The organism is Janthinobacterium sp. CG_23.4 (genome assembly GCF_029892305.1).
Taxonomy (GTDB): domain Bacteria; phylum Pseudomonadota; class Gammaproteobacteria; order Burkholderiales; family Burkholderiaceae_D; genus Janthinobacterium; species Janthinobacterium lividum_D.
The window spans coordinates 3,828,939-3,846,344 of record NZ_JARXUX010000001.1 but is presented as its reverse complement, the minus strand read 5'-3'; the positions used below and the strand labels follow the sequence as shown (position 1 = coordinate 3,846,344).

At 63.5% G+C, this 17,406-nt stretch carries 13 protein-coding genes; 5 read left to right on the top strand and 8 right to left on the bottom strand.

Going from position 1 to position 17,406, the window contains the following annotated elements:
• Nucleotides 1-98: 98 nt before the first annotated feature.
• The 4 genes from H4V96_RS17250 to phaP form a co-directional block, all read right to left on the bottom strand.
• Nucleotides 99-440, bottom strand: coding sequence for a hypothetical protein (locus H4V96_RS17250; protein WP_196854678.1), 342 nt, complete (start codon nt 438-440; stop codon nt 99-101).
• Nucleotides 441-492: 52 nt separating this feature from the next.
• Complete coding sequence (locus tag H4V96_RS17245; RefSeq protein ID WP_280721073.1) at nt 493-2,313, bottom strand: ABC transporter transmembrane domain-containing protein; 1,821 nt, start codon at nt 2,311-2,313, stop codon at nt 493-495.
• Complete coding sequence (locus H4V96_RS17240; RefSeq protein ID WP_196854680.1) at nt 2,303-4,054, bottom strand: ABC transporter transmembrane domain-containing protein; 1,752 nt, start codon at nt 4,052-4,054, stop codon at nt 2,303-2,305. Before H4V96_RS17240 ends, H4V96_RS17245 begins: the two co-directional genes overlap by 11 nt.
• Before the next feature lie 207 nt (nt 4,055-4,261).
• Complete coding sequence (phaP, locus tag H4V96_RS17235) at nt 4,262-5,089, bottom strand: TIGR01841 family phasin (protein ID WP_196854681.1); 828 nt, start codon at nt 5,087-5,089, stop codon at nt 4,262-4,264.
• A gap of 384 nt (nt 5,090-5,473) precedes the next feature.
• Between phaP and H4V96_RS17230 the strand changes: the two genes are divergently transcribed.
• The 4 genes from H4V96_RS17230 (at nt 5,474) to H4V96_RS17215 (ending at nt 11,177) form a co-directional block, all read left to right on the top strand.
• On the top strand, nt 5,474-6,748 hold the full coding sequence (locus H4V96_RS17230; protein ID WP_196854682.1) for an amidohydrolase family protein: 1,275 nt from the start codon (nt 5,474-5,476) through the stop codon (nt 6,746-6,748).
• Between the two features lie 80 nt (nt 6,749-6,828).
• On the top strand, nt 6,829-7,347 hold the full coding sequence (locus tag H4V96_RS17225) for a GNAT family N-acetyltransferase (RefSeq protein WP_196854683.1): 519 nt from the start codon (nt 6,829-6,831) through the stop codon (nt 7,345-7,347).
• 230 nt (nt 7,348-7,577) lie between these two features.
• A complete protein-coding gene (locus H4V96_RS17220) occupies nt 7,578-9,191 on the top strand; it encodes a methyl-accepting chemotaxis protein (RefSeq protein ID WP_280721072.1) in 1,614 nt (537 codons plus the stop codon).
• A gap of 168 nt (nt 9,192-9,359) precedes the next feature.
• Nucleotides 9,360-11,177 (top strand): EAL domain-containing protein, encoded by a 1,818-nt coding sequence (locus tag H4V96_RS17215; protein WP_280721071.1) that lies wholly within the window; start codon nt 9,360-9,362, stop codon nt 11,175-11,177.
• On the opposite strand, the gene H4V96_RS17210 is transcribed toward H4V96_RS17215, so the two are convergent.
• From H4V96_RS17210 to H4V96_RS17200, 3 genes are read right to left on the bottom strand one after another with little or no spacing between them, the layout of a single operon-like run.
• Nucleotides 11,164-11,532 carry a DUF3325 domain-containing protein gene (locus H4V96_RS17210; protein WP_010400993.1) on the bottom strand — a complete coding sequence of 123 codons (369 nt, stop codon included), beginning with the start codon at nt 11,530-11,532 and terminating at the stop codon, nt 11,164-11,166. The genes H4V96_RS17215 and H4V96_RS17210 overlap by 14 nt on opposite strands.
• Nucleotides 11,532-13,154: a PepSY-associated TM helix domain-containing protein gene (locus H4V96_RS17205; protein WP_196854684.1), complete on the bottom strand. Its 1,623-nt coding sequence runs from the start codon at nt 13,152-13,154 to the stop codon at nt 11,532-11,534. The genes H4V96_RS17210 and H4V96_RS17205 overlap by 1 nt, the downstream gene beginning before the upstream one ends.
• Nucleotides 13,151-13,507 carry a DUF3649 domain-containing protein gene (locus H4V96_RS17200; RefSeq protein ID WP_010400991.1) on the bottom strand — a complete coding sequence of 119 codons (357 nt, stop codon included), beginning with the start codon at nt 13,505-13,507 and terminating at the stop codon, nt 13,151-13,153. Before H4V96_RS17200 ends, H4V96_RS17205 begins: the two co-directional genes overlap by 4 nt.
• A 547-nt stretch (nt 13,508-14,054) precedes the next feature.
• Between H4V96_RS17200 and H4V96_RS17195 the strand changes: the two genes are divergently transcribed.
• On the top strand, nt 14,055-15,698 hold the full coding sequence (locus tag H4V96_RS17195; RefSeq protein ID WP_196854685.1) for an alpha-D-glucose phosphate-specific phosphoglucomutase: 1,644 nt from the start codon (nt 14,055-14,057) through the stop codon (nt 15,696-15,698).
• Nucleotides 15,699-15,760: 62 nt separating this feature from the next.
• Here the strand turns inward: H4V96_RS17195 and H4V96_RS17190 are convergent, their stop codons facing one another.
• Nucleotides 15,761-17,335 (bottom strand): oligopeptide:H+ symporter, encoded by a 1,575-nt coding sequence (locus H4V96_RS17190; RefSeq protein WP_280721070.1) that lies wholly within the window; start codon nt 17,333-17,335, stop codon nt 15,761-15,763.
• Between the last annotated feature and the right edge of the window lie 71 nt (nt 17,336-17,406).

Genomic DNA, 17,406 nt, shown 5'->3' with positions numbered 1-17,406 from the left:
ACAATAAGTTGCTTTTTACAACAGATTATAATCTGTTGCAATCAAGAAATATCATGTGGGATACAGAAATTTATAAAAATGCACACTTTAGTTGCAAGTTAACGCGAGGGCAGGGTGGCCGAGGTCCGCGCGCTGCGCTTCAGGCGGAAGATGGCGACGGCCTCAATCAGGTCGGCGTTCTGTTGCCTGATATTGTCCATCTGCGTGAGCGCCTGGCTGACCTTGCCGATCCCCGCGCATTGCTCGTGACTGGCGCTGGTGATCTCGTGCATGATGGCAGCCACCTGCTGCATCGATTCCACCAGCATCGCCATGCTGCGCCGCACCGTCGCCGTCAGCGTTGCCGTCGAATTTGCTGTTTCTTCCAGGATACTGACTTGCGCTTCAGTACGCGCCCACAGTTTGGCCTTGCCCAGCGCGATTTTGTCGGTGGCGCTCACCCGCTCCAGGCTGCGCTTGACGTCGCGCTACGCGAGGGCTAGGCACCTCCTCTTACACCGCCAACTGCTGCAGCAGATACAGGCGCTGGTACAAGCCGCCCTCGATCTGCATCAGTTCCTCGTGCGCTCCCGCTTCCGTGATGCGGCCATGGTTGAGCACGATGATCCGCTCGGCCTCGCGGATGGTCGACAGGCGGTGGGCGATGGCGATGATGGTCACCTTGCCGCGCAATTCATTCAGGGCCAGTTGCACGATTTGCTCCGTCTGGCTATCGATGCGCGACGTGGCTTCATCGAGCAGCAGGATGCGCGGCTGGCCGGCCAGCGCGCGGGCAATCGCGATCAGCTGTTTCTGCCCGGACGACAGGCGCGAGCCGCCTTCGCCCAGCGGCGTGTCGTAGCCGTGTTCCAGCGCGGCGATGAAGTCGTGCGCATGCGCGGCGCGCGCCGCCGTCTCGATCTGCTGCTGCGTGTAGCCGCGGCCCATGTCGATGTTTTCGCGCGCCGAAGCGGCCAGCAGGAAGGGGTCTTGCGGCACCAGGCCGACATCGGCGCGGAAATGCGCGTTGGCTATGCTGTCGATGGCGCTGCCGTTGATGGCGATGCTGCCCTGCGTGACGGGGTAAAAGCGCAGCAGCAAGGACAGCAAAGTCGATTTGCCGCTGCCCGTGTGGCCGACGATGCCAAAAAACGCACCCTGGGGTATGCTCAGCGACAGGTCGTGCAGCACGGGCTGGTTTTGCACGTAGGCGAAGCTCAGGTGGGCGATGTCCACGGCGGGCGTGTCGCCGTCGTGTGCGCCGTGGCGCGCCGCCGGGTGTGCGTCACTGTTGGCCTTGCCCGGTGCGTGTTCCAGCGCCTGCGCTTCGTCCAGCAGGGCCGAGACGCGGGCCGTCGCCACCACCGACTGCTGCAACTGGCTAAATTGCATGGTGATCTGGATCAAGGGTTCGATCACGCGCGCGATATAGCTGATGAACGCATACAGCACGCCCACTTCCACGGCGCCCATTTCGCGCTGGCCGAAGCTGAAGATGACGACGGACAGCAGCACGATGTTGAGCATGTCGAGCGCGGGACGCAGCAGCCAGGCGTTGGCGCGCAATTCCTGCATGCGCGCCGTGTAATGGTCCTGGTTGATGCCCGTGAAGCGCGCGCCGAAGCGGCGCTGCGCGTTATTCGCCTGCAGCACGCTCATGCCGCCGATCGATTCGGCGATCTGCCCGTTGATTTCGCTGCGCAGGGCGCGCGCACGCGTGACGGCTGGCGCGCTCCAGCGCTGGTACAGGAAGACGATCACCAGCACGGCCGGCAGCAGGGCCAGCACGATCAGCATCAAACGCCAGTCGAGGAAAGCCATGGCGGCCATGGTGCCGAGCAGGACGATGGAGCTGTCGAGGATGACGAACAGTACCTGCACGTACAACGATTTGACGGCCTCCGTGTCATTCGTGACGCGGCTCACCAATTGCCCCGTAATGGCGCGGTCGAAGAAGGCCATCGGCAGACGCAGCACGTGCTGGTAGACGCTTTCACGCAGGCGCTGCACCGAACGCATGGCCAGGCCGGACAGGCGCACCAGTTGCAGGTAGCGCAGGCCGGAGGCGATCCAGCCCGTCAGCAGGCAGCCGCCCAGCAGCAGCGACATGCGGGTCCAGTCCAGGTTGCGCGGCAGCAAGTGCTGGTCGATCAGGGCTTTGCCCAGGATGGGGCCCGTCACTTCCAGCGCGGCGGCGAGGATCAGCCAGAATGTGGCCCAATATAAATGGCGCAGGTCGGGCGCGGCGGCGCGGCGCAGCAGGCCGATCGCTTGCGCGGCTTGGCGGCGCACGGACTGCGTGGTGCTGTTGGCTTGGTCGGTCTTAGATGGCATTGAGGCTGGCCTCCAGTTGTTGATAACGCCACTGGCTGGCGTACCAGCCGTCGCGCTGCATCAGCGCGTCGTGCTTGCCCGTTTCCGTGATGTGGCCATCGCGCAGCACCAGGATCAGGTCGGCATTCACGACGGCGCTCAGGCGGTGGCTGGCGATGATGGCGCTGCGTTCGGGACGGCGCCGGCGCAGTTCTTCCAGGTGCTGCAGGATGCGCGTTTCCGTGCCTGTGTCGACGGCTGACAGGGCATCGTCGAGCAGCAGCAAGCCATTGTCGGCCAGCAAGGCCCGTGCAATCGCCACGCGCTGGCGCTGGCCGCCGGACAGGGTGATGCCCTTTTCTCCCACATGCGTCAGATAGCCTTCGGGAAATTGCAGGATGTCATCGTGGATATCGGCCAGCTGCGCCGCCCGTTCCACTTCTTCGCGCGTGGCGTCGGGACGCGCCAGGGCAATATTGTCGGCGATGCTGGCCGAGAACAGGAAGGACTCCTGCGGCACCCAGCTGATGGCCGCGCGCAACGCATGCAAGGCATATGCATCGAGCGGCTGGTCATTCCAGGTAGCCGTGCCTGACTGTGGCGTGACTTGGCGCAGCAGCACGCGCAGCAGGGTCGACTTGCCGCTGCCGGTGGGCCCGACCAGGCCCAGGGTCTGGCCTGGCTGCAATAGCAGCGAGATGCCGGACAGCGCCGGCGTCGTCTGGCCCGCGTAGGCGTAGCCGATGTCCGTCAGTTGCAGCGGGCCGGGCGTCAGCGTGGCGATGCTGCCATGATCGTCGATCGCCAGCGGCGCGTCCAGCATCGGCTGCAGCCGTTGCCAGGCGGCGCGGCCCCGTTCGATCAGCGACAGTACCCAGCCGGCGGCAAACATGGGCCAGATCAGCTGTCCCAGATACATGGAAAAGCTCGTCAGCGCGCCTATGGTCAATTGATCGTGCCACACCAGGTAGCCGCCCAGCCCCAGGGTCAGCGCCGTCGCCGTCGTCAGGGTCAGGCCGACCGCCGGTTCATACGCCGCTTCCCAGCGCTGCGCCGTCAGGCTGGCGTTGGCCGCGTGGCCGGCCAGGGTGGAAAATTGCTTGCTGCTGCGCTCTTCCAGGCCTAGCGCGCGCAAGGTGCGCACGCCCGACAGCGACTCCTGCACATGTTCGTTCAGCGCTGAAAAGCGTGTTAATGAATCGGTGGATGCCGTGTGAATATGGCTGGAGATACGCCAGAAGGCCAGTCCCATCAGCGGGAAGGGCAGCAGGGCGATGCAGGCCAGGCGCCAGTCCACGCCCAGCAGCATGATGCCCAGCACCATCAGCAAGGTCAAGCTGCCGTCGAAGCCTGCCAGCATGGCTTCGCCGGCCGCCATTTCGATGGCGTCGATGTCGTTCGTCGCCAGCGCCATCAGGTCACCCGTGCGCTGGTTCTGGTAAAACGCGGCGCCTTGCTGCGACATGCGCGTGTAGAAGCGCGTGCGCAGCATCACGCCCAGTTGGTAGGCGGCCTTGAACAGGGTAATGCGCCAGCCTACGCGCAGGAAGTAGATGACGACGCCCAAGGCGAGCAGGGTCAGCAGTTCAAGCCACAGTTCGTTCGTCGTCATGCGGTGTGCGGCCAGTGCGTCGATGATGGCGCCCACGCGGCGGGGGATCCAGACGGTCAGTGCGGCGACGCCGGCCAGCATGGCGGCGGCGGCGGCATACGCCGCACTGTGCTGACGCACGAAGCCGGCGATGAGCCTCGATAAACTCATGGTTACCTTTTGTTTTTTGTAATGGGATGTCGCGGGGCGGAAGAACGGGCCCGCAGACTGAAAGTACGCGTAGGATACAACAAGGTGGAAAAGCGCGCTGTGGACGGGCACGCAAGAAAAAACGGGCCGTGGCCCGTTGTAGTGCGCGCTGCGGCGCTGCTGCTGCCGCTTTAAGCTGCGGCCTTGCTTGCGGCCTTGCTTGCGGCCTTACTTGTGGCCTTGCTTGCGGCCGCTGCCTTTGCTGCCACCCAGCATGTCGAGCTGTTTCGATGGCGTGCCCTTGGACGCAACTTTGGCTGCTGGTTTCACGGTAATCTTGGCCATGCTCTTGCCAACGGCGCTGGCTGGCTTGGCGGCTGGTTTGCTCGAAGGAAATGGCTTGTCGGCGGGCTTGATCGCTGGCTTGGCCACGGCTACTTGCACGGCTGCTTGCACGGCGGGCTTGTCGGCCAGCTTCTCGGCAACTTTGGCAGGCGCTGCCGCTGGCTGGCTTGCTGGCTTGGCTGCTGGCGCAGCAACAGCGGCGGGAGCGGGCACTAGCTTGGCGGCAGTTTTGGCCACATCGACAGGCTTGGCTGGCGCAACTTGGGCGGCATGGGCCGGCGCGCTTGTCGCTGGTGCCGGTGCGGCGGCCGGTTCAGTAGCAGGAGCGGCGACGGCCAGCGTCGGCTGGCTCACTGACGTGACGCTAGCAGGGGCGGCGGCATCGAGGCGGGCCTTGGCCGAGGCCAGCAATTGCGCCTGGGTGCTCGAGGCGATGCCGAATAGCTGACGGCTGTATGCCAGCACGCTTTCGATGTTCGGCTGCGCCTGGCTGGTGCTGTAGCGAAAGAAGTCGCGCGGGTCCTGTGTTGCCAGCAGGTGCTGCGCCGTTTCTGCCGTGTGCGACAGGGCAGCCTTGCCTGCGTTCAGGTTCAGGGCGATGATTTTCTCGGCGCTTTCGAAGACTTTGCCGGTCAGGGTGTTGAAAATTTGCAACTGGCTTTCCAGTTGCGATTTGGCGGCGCTGGAAAGGTGTTCAGGAAGCGGAAACATATTTACTCCTTTGTACGGATTAAAATGCTGGCAAAACGCTCTGCAAAATCCCGAAAACCAGAGTGGGCCGCGTTTTGTAAAGTAGCTAGCGTGCTAAATAGCTGATGATGGATTAATTATGATGCAATGCAATATGCATAGTCTAGCGGTGATTCGAGTTAGTTGAAAGTTATTTTATGCAGGCCGCGTGGCGTATGCTTGCCCTATTTGTGGGCCTGCTAGCATTGGTGGGAAGTTTGCGCATGCGCAAGGTGTTGTCGGCCAATGTATGGCGATGCTTTTGTGAGTGGCCGCCTTCTTGCACTGCAGCATCCCACGAAAAACGCCTGCAATGGCAATGTAGCTCAAGCACCAGGCAGCGTAATCAACTCAAGGAGTGTTCGCATGGACTTAGTCATCCGCAATGCCAGCTTGCCCGATGGGCGCCGCGCCATCGATATCGCCATCGACGACGGCCGCATCGCCGCCGTCGGCCCTGCCTTGCCCGTGCAGGGTGCGCAAGAGATCGACGCCGCAGGTGATCTGGTCACGCCGCCGTTTGTCGATGCGCACTTCCACATGGACGCCACGCTCAGCTATGGCTTGCCGCGCGTGAACGCTTCCGGCACCCTGCTTGAAGGCATCGCCTTGTGGGGCGAACTGAAGCCGCAGCTGACGCAGGATGCACTGGTGGAGCGCGCCCTGCAGTATTGTGACTGGGCCGTGGCGCGCGGCTTGCTGGCCATCCGCTCGCACGTCGATATCTGCGACCCGCGCTTGCTGGCCGTGGAAGCCCTGCTCGACGTCAAGCGGCAAGTGGCGCCGTATCTCGACTTGCAACTGGTGGCCTTTCCCCAGGATGGCATCTTGCGCAGCCCCGGCGCCTTCGATCAATTGAAGCGCGCCATTGCCATGGGCGTCGACGTGGTGGGTGGCATCCCGCATTTTGAACGCAGCATGGCCGACGGCGCCGAATCGGTGCGCCTGCTGTGCGAATTTGCCTGCGAGCGGGGCCTGATGGTGGACATGCATTGCGACGAGTCGGACGACCCGCTGTCGCGCCACATTGAAACCCTGGCCTTCCACAGCCATCGCTTGGGGATGCAGGGCAGGGTGACGGGTTCGCACCTGACGTCCATGCATTCGATGGACAATTATTACGTCAGCAAACTATTACCGCTGATCCGCGAGGCAGGTGTGGCAGCCATCGCCAACCCTCTCATCAACATCACCCTGCAGGCGCGCCACGATACGTATCCGAAGCGGCGCGGCATGACGCGCGTGCCCGAGATGCTGGCCGCCGGCATCGCTGTCGCCTTCGGCCACGATTGCGTGATGGACCCGTGGTACAGCCTCGGCTCGGGCGATATGCTGGAAGTGGCGCACATGGGGCTGCACGTGGCGCAGATGACGGGCCAGCAAGCCATGCACGAGTGCTTTTTGGCGGTGACGCAAACGCCAGCGCGCATCCTGGGCCTCGATGGCTATGGCATTGCCCCTGGCTGCCATGCGGACTTGCTGATCCTCGATTGCAGCTCTACGGTGGAAGCGCTGCGCCTGCGCGCTGCGCGGCGCCTGGTACTACGCCGTGGCAAGATCGTCAGCGAAGCGCCGCGTGCCAGTGCGCGCCTGCATCTGGAGGGACGCCCTGGGAGCGTGAATTTTCGCCTGGGGCGCTGAAATGGCGATGCGTATGCCACTGGACGACCCGGCGCAAATCCCCGACAATCTGCGCATACTTTTGCTGCCGGAGGCGCACCTTGAAAGAAATTGACATCCGTCTTGCCCTGGAATCCGACTTCGAGGCCATGTGGCCGATTTTCCAGACTTTGGTGGCCGGCGGCGACACCTGCGCCTTTCCCGCCGCTACCTCGCGCGAAGACTGCCACGCCTACTGGTTCGGCCCTGGCGTGCAAAGCTATGTCGCCGTGATGGGCAGCGAGCGCCTGCTGGGTATGTACAGGTTGCTAGCGAACCAGCCGGGGCATGGCGCGCACGTGGCCAATGCCTTGTTCATGGTCGATCCGGCCGCGCAGGGCGTGGGGGTGGGCCGCCTGATGGGCGTGCATTGCATGCAAGAAGCGCGCCGTGCCGGCTTCCTGGCGATGCAGTTCAACTTCGTCGTCAGCACCAACCTGGCCGCCGTCACCCTGTGGAAAAAGCTGGGTTTTAGCATCATCGGCACCCTGCCGCTGGCCTACCGCCACGCGCAGCTGGGCTATGTCGACGCCTACGTGATGTATCAGCTGTTGACCGATCCGATGCAGTGGCCTGCATGAGTGGTGCTGTGGGTAAGATTGCTGGCCTGCCCATGCTGCGCGCCCGGCAATATGGTTACTCAGTCAATATTTCCTTGTAATTTGTTGTTTCTATGCTGAAAGTTTTTCTCTAGCGAAAGTGCCGCTTGGTTTTTTACAGCATGGGCTGCATGATTTGCCTATTTGGTGAGAATTAGATGTTTTTGGCAGCAATTTTGTTGCCAGCCTGTTTTTGCCGCCGGGAGAAACACATGCAATTAGCGAATCTGAAAATCTCCGTCCGCCTGGGTCTGTTGGGCGCTTTCTTTTTTATTGCGCTGGTGTTCGTCGGCGTGCGTGGCTGGAGCGCGCTCGACGCGGCCAGCACGCGCAGTGCCGATGCCATGCAGCGCTCAGTGGCCTTGACGGAAGCGGTTGACGCGGCGCGCAGCGCGCAGGTGGAATTCAAGATCCAGGTGCAGGAATGGAAAAACATCCTGCTGCGCGGCGGCGATGCGGCCGCCTTCCAGCGCTACCGCGAAGCGTTTGTCGCCAGCGGCGCGCAAACGCGCAAGGAATTGGCCGGCCTGCAGTCATTGATGACGGCCTTGAAACTCGATACGGCACCCGTGGCGAAAGCCATGCAGGCGCACGATGCGCTGGGCCTGAGCTATCTGGCGGCGCTGAAGCAGTACGACGGCGCGCGCGCCGAAAGTGCCCAGACGGTCGATGCGCTGGTGAAAGGCATGGACCGCGAACCGACGCGCCAGATCGACGCTATCGTCGCTGGCATCGGCAAACAGTCGCACGCCTTGATGGCGCAGATGAAGGAGCAGGACGCCGCCGCGAACCGCAGCGCCAGTATCGTCATGCTGGCCACCGTGCTGCTGATCCTGGTCGTCGGTAGCGCCACGGTGTGGTGGCTGGTGCGCAGCATCACGGTGCCGCTGGGTGCGGCCGTCGGCATCGCCCAGCAAGTGGCGGCCGGCGACTTGCGCGCCGTGGTGGCCGACAGCAGCCGCGATGAAATCGGCGATCTGCTGCGTGCCTTGAAGGCCATGAGTGGTAACCTGGCCGATATCGTGGGACGCGTGCGGGTCGGCACGGATGCCATCGCCACGGCGTCGACCGAAATTGCCAGAGGTAATATGGATCTGTCTTCGCGCACCGAGGAACAGGCCAGTTCCTTGGAAGAAACGGCCGCCTCGATGATCGAGTTGACCACCACCGTGCGGCAGAATAACGACAACGCGGACCAGGCGCGTCAGCTGGCCAGCGGCGCCTCCGATGTGGCGCAGCGCGGCGGCGAGGCCGTGGCGCAAGTGGTGCAGACCATGAACCATATCAATGACTCGTCCAAGCGCATCGTCGACATCATCGCCGTCATCGACGGCATCGCCTTCCAGACGAATATCCTGGCCCTGAATGCGGCCGTGGAAGCGGCGCGTGCGGGTGAGCAGGGACGCGGCTTTGCCGTCGTCGCCTCGGAAGTGCGCAGCCTGGCGCACAGGTCGGCGGCGGCCGCCTTGGAAATCAAGCAGCTGATCGGCGAATCCGTGCGTACGGTGGAAGAGGGCAGTGTGCTGGCCGGCCAGGCAGGACGCACGATGAATGACGTGGTCAGCAGCGTGCAGCGCGTGAACGCTATCATCGGCGAGATCGCCGTGGCGAGCGTGGAGCAGAGCGATGGCATCGAGCAGATCAGCATCGCCATCAGCCAGATGGATGGCGTGACGCAGCAAAATGCGGCGCTGGTGGAGCAGGCCGCGGCCGCCGCAGACGCCTTGCAGCAGCAGGCAGCCAGCCTGGCCGATGCCGTCAGCATCTTCAAACTGCATGCCACTGCCGGTCTCACTGCGCCGGCCCGCAGGCTGTCGCTGACCTGACGCAGGCTTGTCCCGCACCGCTTGATGCCAGTCAAGCGGTGTCCGATCAGGCAAATATCGCGCCTAAATTCTTATACTATTTCCTTTCAGCATGTATCTGCGCCCGCTCGCATGGCGCGTGTTGCAAAGGAAAAGCATGTCCTTCACTTTCCGCCTGACGGGTGATGCATGACGGCGCTGCTGCTGCTGGCACTGTGCCTATGCCTATGCATGGCTGTGATGCTGAGCGTGCTGCTGGCCTGCCAGTGGCGTGCGGCGCGCGCCTGGGGGCGGCGCCATGCTGCCGCAGTCATGCTGCAGGCGGGGCAGCGCCAGCGCATGGCCGATGCGCTGGCGCTGCTGCACGCGCTGCCGGCGGCCGTCATCGGCACCGACCACGATGGCGTGGTGCAGTACTTGAATCCCCGCGCCAGCGCCATGGGTGGGCTGCTGGGCGACGATGGTCTGGGCCAGCCCGTGACACAGCTGCTGCCGCTGTTCCATGACGGCAGCCCCATCGATGCGGCGCGCCAGGTGCGCGAGTGCGTGGCGCAGCAGGAAGTGCTGGAAGTGGCGCGCGGCGCCGTGCTGCTGCGCCATCTCGATGGCAAGCGTATCGACGTCCAGTACAGCTGCGCGCCGCTGGCGCAGGGTGGCGCCGTACTGCTGTTGCACGATGTGTCGGCGCGCCGGCGCGCCGAGCAGCAGCTGGAATTCATCGCCCACCACGACGGCTTGACGGGCTTGCCGAACCGCCTGCATTTCCAGATCCGCTTCGAGCACGGCATCGCCTACGCGCGCCGCCACCAGGGCTTGCTGGCCGTGCTGTTCGTCGACATCGACCGCTTCAAATCCATCAACGACAGCCTGGGGCATGACGTCGGGGACCAGGTGCTGACGGAGTTCGCGCGCCGGGTGCAGCAGTGCGTGCGCAAGGTCGACACGGTGGCGCGCCAGGGCGGCGATGAATTCATCATCTTGCTGACGGAGCTGCACACGGCGCATGATGCCGAGCGGGTGGCCGAAAAAATCGTCGCCGCCATCGCCGCTCCCTTTGTCATCGGCGAATACAGCCTGGCGGTGGCGGCCAGCGTGGGCCTGGCCCTGTACCCGGACGATGACGACGACGTCAATGCACTGATCGAAAAAGCCGACCTGGCCATGTACGCTGCCAAGCGCCGCGCGCCTGGCACTTGTTTGCGTTATGCCGCGCGCATGCAGGCGCAGTCGTATTCGCGCACCATCCTCGAGACGGCTCTGCGCCATGCACTCGAACGCAAGGAATTCACGCTGTTTTACCAGCCGCGCATGGACCTGAAGACGCGCAGGATCACGGGAGTGAAGGCGCTGCTGCGCTGGAAGCACCCGGAACTGGGACTGATGATGCCGCTCGATTTTTTGCCGGTGCTGGAAGAAAGTGCCTTGATCTTGCCGGTGGGCGCCTGGGTGTTGGCCACTGCGGTGGAACAGGCGCGCAGGTGGATTGCGCAGGGGCAGTTGCTGACAGTGTCCGTCAGCCTGTCGGCGCGCCAGTTCTACCAGCGCGATATTGCGCGCAATTTCGCCGCCGTGCTGGAAGCGGCCGGTGTGCCCGGGCATTGCATCGAACTGGAAATCGCCGCCGGCATTCTGATCGACCGCAACCAGAACTGCGAACTGATATTGCATCAATTCCGTCAGCTGGGCATGGCGATTGCAATCAGTGATTTCGGCACGGGCGACGCGTCGCTCAATTATCTGAAACGCTTTCCCACGGACGCCGTGAAGATCGAAAAGTGCTTCGTCGACGACCTGGGCAATCCGGGCGGCGACAGCGCCATGGTGCGCGCCATCGTGGCGATGGCACGCACGCTCGGGCTGCGCAGCATCGCCGGCGGGGTGGAAAGCAGCGCGCAGCTGGAACTGCTGGCCGAGATGGGCTGCGACGAGGCGTTTGGTTATGTCCTCGGCCGCGCCATGGCGCCCGAGGATGTCGAGGTGCTGCTCAAGACGCCTAGCCCGGCGTAATGGAGAGCGCCGCCAGCAGCACGGCCGCCAGCACGGCTGCGCCGCCGATCAGGCGCGCCAGGCGCATCGCCAGGTGCGGCGCGTAAGGCAGCAGCCAGATCAGCAGCAAGCCGCAGCCCGTCAGGCTGCCGATCCAGTACACCAAGCCATAGCCGCCGCCGGCGATATGCATGGCCCAGGCCAGGCCGGCGGCCAGCGTCAGCGACCCCGTCCACTGCAAGCGGCGGCGCAGCGGCGCGGGCGGTTCTGCGCCGCGTCCGTGCAGGTCGGCGTAGTGGCGGTCCATCGCCAGGCACAGCGATGACAAGCCCGCATAGCACAGGGCAAAGACCAGGAAATTGGACAGCAGCTCCATCACGCGGCCTCCATCGTCGTTGCCGGCTTGGCGGCGGGGGTGGTTTTGGCCGCCTTCACGGGCAGCGGTTTCAACTTGAACGCCGCATACGCCAGGCCCAGGCCCAGCACCAGCACCACCAGGTCGAAGGCGGCCACCGCCACGGGGCCGCGGCCCAGGAACAGGGTCATGCCCAGGTGCGACTCGGTGGTGAAAACGTTCAGTACGGGCAGGGACGCCAGCAGGAAGGCGCCCACGGCCAGCTGCATGCGCCACATGGCGCGCGAGGGACGCAGCTGGGCAATGATGGCGGCCATGGCCCATGCGCCAAAGAAGCAGGCGATTTCCTCTTGCGGGCGTTCTTCCATGCCGACCGGCAGCAGGCGGTTAGCCCAGAAGTAGGCACCGAAGGCGATCGGGATACCGGCGATGGCACCGATATTGAGTGCTTCGACCAGGCGCAGGCCGAAGCTGGCGCGCTTGCCGGCGGCCAGCGCCTTGGCCTGCTTCTGGCGCGTCTTGACGGCCCACAGCAGGGCGCCTGTGGCGACCATGGCGCAGCCGGCCAGGCCGGACAGGAAGAACAGCGCGCGCAGCAGCGGTCCGCCGAAGTGGGCGATGTGCAGGCCGACCATGACGCCGTGTGTGGCGGCTGCGCCAGGCAGCGCCTCGCCATTGGTCGACAGTAACTTGCCGGAAACGCCATCGAATTCCATCGACGGCTGCTTCGACGACATGCTGCGTCCGGCTGCGCGCGACAGCGTTACGCTGGCGTTGGCGTCGCCCGGGTGATTCACGGAGATGCGCTCGACCTTGTCGCCCCACTGCAGCTCTGCCTGGCGCACGAGCGGCGCCAGCGATGTCAGCGGCGCGGCCACGCCGGCCGGCTTGCTGTCGCCAGCGCGGCCCGGAAACGCTTCGGCGAAGAAGGCATCCTGGTCGCCCTTGTAGGCGGCCGTGGCGCCGGACGGCATGTACAGGAACATCAACGTCACCAGGCCCGTGTAGGTGATCATGATGTGGTAAGGCAGTGCCAGCACGGCGCTCACATTGTGCGCGTCCAGCCACGAGCGCTGGCCTTTTTTCGGCCGGAAGGTAAACAAATCCTTGAAGATGCGCTTATGCGTGACGATGCCACTGATGATGGAGACGAACATGAACATGGTGCAAAAACCCACGATCCAGCGGCCCCAGATGGCGGACATGTAGTGCAGGTTGAAATGCAGGCGATAGAGGAACTCGCCACCGCGCGTGTCGCGCGGCTTCGATAGCACTTCGCCCGTGGCGGGGTCGGTTTTTTCTCGGTGGAAGTTGCCGCGCCGTCCGCGCGTCTTTTCGCCCGGTTGCGACGGCTTGCTCCAGCCCAGCTGGGTAGCGCGATTGCGCTCGTCGGGCAGGCTGATAAGCCAGCGCGTGGCGCCCGTGGCCCTCTCCTGCAAGGCCTGCTGCGCGACCTTGGTCGCTTCCTCGGTGCTTACCTGGCTGGCGGCGGCGCCATGCAGCTCAGGCTGCATCCACACGGTGATTTCATGGCGGTAATAGCTGGCCGTGCCGGTGCAAAACACCAGCAGCAAAATCCAGCAGACGAGCAGTCCGGACCAGGTGTGTAGCCATGCCATCGACTGGCGGAAACCTTCTTTCATGCGAGACTCCAGGATAGTGCATCGAGCAATTGCAAGATGGCGGCGATGACGGCGGCGGGAATCAACAGGCCCAGCCAGGCGCGCAGGGCGCTGCGCGTGGCGAAGACCCACATCACGGCGCAGGTGTAGACGGCAAACGACAGCACGGTGGCCGTCATGACGGCTTCGGCACGGGCCATGGGCAGGCTTACCGACAGCAGCATGGTAAGCAGTGCGGTCAGCATATAGCCGCCAACGATGGCCGCCAGGCTGCGTGAGGCCACGCCAAGGCGGTATATCGCCCCGGCGCAGAGCCGCAGGCGTGGCATTTTTTCAGCCGCGTCAGTCGATTCGGTATGGGCAGGCGCTTGCATGATCAGTCGTGATCCTTGCTCGGTGGCAAGGCAAGGCCGGCCAGCAAAGTGCTGGCGAGAGCGCCGCAGAGCGCAATGGAGATGATGTGCATGGTGTATCCCTTGTACTTTTTATGTGCAATGAAAAAGACGGCCGTAGTGCTGCAAATGGCGTGTTCGAGATGGAGACTTGCTTGGCGGTGATGCCTGGCTGGCGCAGCGTGTCACCCGGCCGCGCATCTTCAGGCGACTGCGCGCAGAGTCCGGGGGAGGGTTTAAATCGTAATGAGAACTATTACTATTATAGTGTGGAGTTGTGAGACGTGCAAGAGTGTGGTGTGGACTGCGACAGGGGGCGCCTGATTGCGGGCGGTGGCCTGCTCGCAGGTCACGGCGTCCGATGTTCGATGTTCGAGTTTGCGGCCAGGAATGCCAAGGATGAGCATGATTTTAACTATTGCATGTGCGGCGAATACGGCACTCAGCGGCTTGGCGCACCGTAGAAGCCGTACATCGCTTTGTCGCTTGCCCGGCATGCGTTATCATCAGAAGTTAATAGGGAGGCAATATGTCTATTCAAATCATCAATACGGCGCCGATTGCTGGCCAGCGGCCCGGCACATCGGGTCTGCGCAAGAAGGTGACGCTCTTCAGCGCAGCGCAATACCTGGAAAACTTCGTGCAGAGCGTTTTTGACACGCTCGGCGACTGTCGCGGCCAGACCTTGGTGCTGGGGGGCGATGGCCGCTATTACAACCGCGCGGCGATCCAGACGGTGCTGCGCATGGCGGCCGCGCATGGCTATGCGCGCGTGCTGCTGGGGCAAGGCGGCATCCTGTCGACGCCGGCCGTCAGTTGCGTCATTCGCAAGCATGGCGCCAGCGGCGGCATCATCCTGTCGGCCAGCCATAATCCCGGTGGCCCCGATGGTGATTTCGGCATCAAGTACAACATCGCCAATGGCGGCCCGGCGCCCGAGAAGGTCACCGAGGCCATCTATGCGCGCACGCAAACCATCAGCCAATACCGCATCAGCGACGCGGCCGACATCGACCTCGATGTGCGGGGATTGGCGCGCATCGAACAGATGGTGGTTGAGGTGATCGACCCGGTTCTTGATTACGCGGAACTGATGCAGCAGCTGTTCGACTTCGACGCTATCCGCGCCCTGTTCGCGGGCGGGACGCGCATCTGCTTTGACGGCATGCACGCCGTTTCCGGCCCGTATGCGACGGCTATCCTGGAAGGCATGCTGGGCGCACCCAAGGGCAGCGTCATCAACGGCCTGCCGCTGGAAGACTTTGGCGGCGGCCATCCCGACCCCAATCCCGTCAACGCGCAAGAGTTGATCGCCATCATGGCGGCCGGAGACGGTGTGAATGCGGCGCCCGACTTTGGCGCCGCCTCGGACGGCGATGGCGACCGCAACATGATCGTTGGCCGCAACTTTGACGTCACGCCATCTGACAGCCTGGCGATTTTGGCCGCCAACGCCAGCGTGGCACCCGGCTACCGCGCCGGCTTGAAGGGCATTGCCCGCTCGATGCCGACCTCGGGCGCGGCCGACCGGGTTGCCAGCGCGCTGGGCATCCCTTGCTACGAGACGCCGACGGGTTGGAAATTCTTTGGCACCCTGCTCGACGCCGGCATGGTGACCTTATGCGGCGAGGAAAGCTACGGTACGGGCTCGGATCACGTGCGTGAAAAGGATGGCTTGTGGGCCGTGCTGTTCTGGCTCAACCTGCTGGCAGAGAAAAAACAATCGGTGGAAGAGATTGTGCGCGCGCACTGGGCCACGTATGGCCGCAATTACTATTCGCGCCACGATTATGAAGACATCGACAGCGCTGGCGCGACGCAGTTGATGCAGGCCGTGCGCGACCAGTTGGCCGCCTTGCCGGGCCAGGTGTTCGGTGGCTACACGGTGGCGCTGGCCGACGATTTCAGCTACACCGACCCGGTCGACGGCTGCGTGGCGACGCAGCAGGGCATCCGCATCATCATGACCGATGGCGCGCGCATCGTGCTGCGCCTGTCCGGCACCGGCACCGAAGGCGCCACCTTGCGCCTGTACCTGGAGCGCTACGAAGCCGATCCGGCGCAGCATGACATCGCGACCCAGCAAGCGCTGGCGGGGCTGATCGCGGTGGCGCAGCAGCTGGCGCAGATCCGCGAACGCACGGGACGCGATGCGCCGACGGTGACGACCTGACGAGGACAGGCAAAGCGCCCACGATGTGTTGCGTGGGCGCTCTTGCTCAGCTTACTGTTGGATCATGCCTTGCCCGGCACTGCGGCCTGGCGGTAGTTGTCGACCATCTTGTAGTTGCGCGCATACAGGCCGAAGGCCAGCATGGCCACGGCAGCAAAGGCGGCGAAGAAGAACATCTGGAAGGCCGTCACGCTGATGCCGCTTTCGGCAATCTTGCCGATCACACCCTCGTTCATGACGCTGCGGTTGACGATCAGCACCCACAGGTTGCCCACCGTGGTCGACAAATTCCAGAAGCTCATGATGGCGCCCTTCATCGACACTGGCGCCTGGCTGTAGGCAAACTCCAGGCCCGTGGCCGAGACCAGCACTTCACCGAACGTCAGCAAGGCATACGGCAGGATTTGCCACATGATGGAGACGGCATTGCCGCTGTCGAGCGCCAACTGCAGCAAGCCGATGACGATCCAGGCCAGCGAGGAAAAGCCGATACCGGCCGTCATGCGGCGCAGGGCCGTCGCTTCCAGGCCGAAGCGGTTCAGCATCGGGTACAGCACCAGGTTGTTGAACGGGATCAGCAGCATCACCAGCATCGGGTTCAGCGCCTGCATCTGCGCCGGCAGGAACCAGCTTGGTTTTTCCATGGTGTTCGCTTGCACGATCCAGGTCGAAGCCTTCTGGTCGAACAGCGAGAAGAAGGGCGTCACGAGGGCGAAGATGACGAGGATGCGCAGCACGGCGCGCACGCCTTCGACGGCTTCGTCAGGATGGATGCCGCGCGCGCGTTCCAGTTGCATGGCCGTGCCGATGCTGCCGAAGGCCAGCAGCAAGACCAGCGCGGTACACGCTGAAATCACGAAACCCCATTCTGGAATGCTGTAGAACGCATACAGGGCGCCGATCACGCCGACATAGGCCACGTACAGGCCGGGGCGCGAACCGCCATCGACGCGCGCCATCAAGGCTGTGCGGGCGACGCGGGTGAACGAATCGGGATTCGGCGGCGCCGGCGGCACGTGCACGTATTTCTTGGCGCCCATCCAGAAGACGATGGTGGCGGCCAGCATCATCAGGCCGGGAATGCCGAAGGCGATCGACGGGCCGTAGTCGCGCAGAAACATCGGCATCAGCAGCGAGGCGAAGAAGGAGCCGAAGTTGATGATCCAGTAAAACAGGTCGAATACCAGCTTGGCCTTGTGCTTGTTGGTCTGGTCGAACTGGTCGCCGACAAACGAGGCGACAAGGGGCTTGATGCCGCCGGAGCCGAAGGCGATCAGGAACAGGCCGAAATAGAAACCGTTGACGCTGTTTTCAAACAGGGCCAGGCAGGCATGGCCGGCGCAATATACGAGGCTGAGCCAGAAGATGGTGTTGTACTTGCCAAAAAAGCGGTCGGCCAGCCAGCCGCCGAGCAGCGGGAAGAAATACACGCCGATGACGAAGGTGTGGAAGACGTGCTTGGCTTCACCCGTACGCTGGTCGATCGGGATCATCAGCAGCAAGGTGCTGATGAGGAATGGCGTCAGGATGTTGCGCATGCCATAAAAGCTGAAGCGTTCGCAGCCTTCGTTGGCAATGATGTACGGTATTTGCCGGGGCATCTTGCCCGTGGCGGTTTGTGTCTCGGCCGATGACATTGGCTCTCCCCAAGTTTTTTTTGTAAGCCGCGATGCTAAGGCCTGCCGCGTTTGCTTGCAACAGAAAAAAC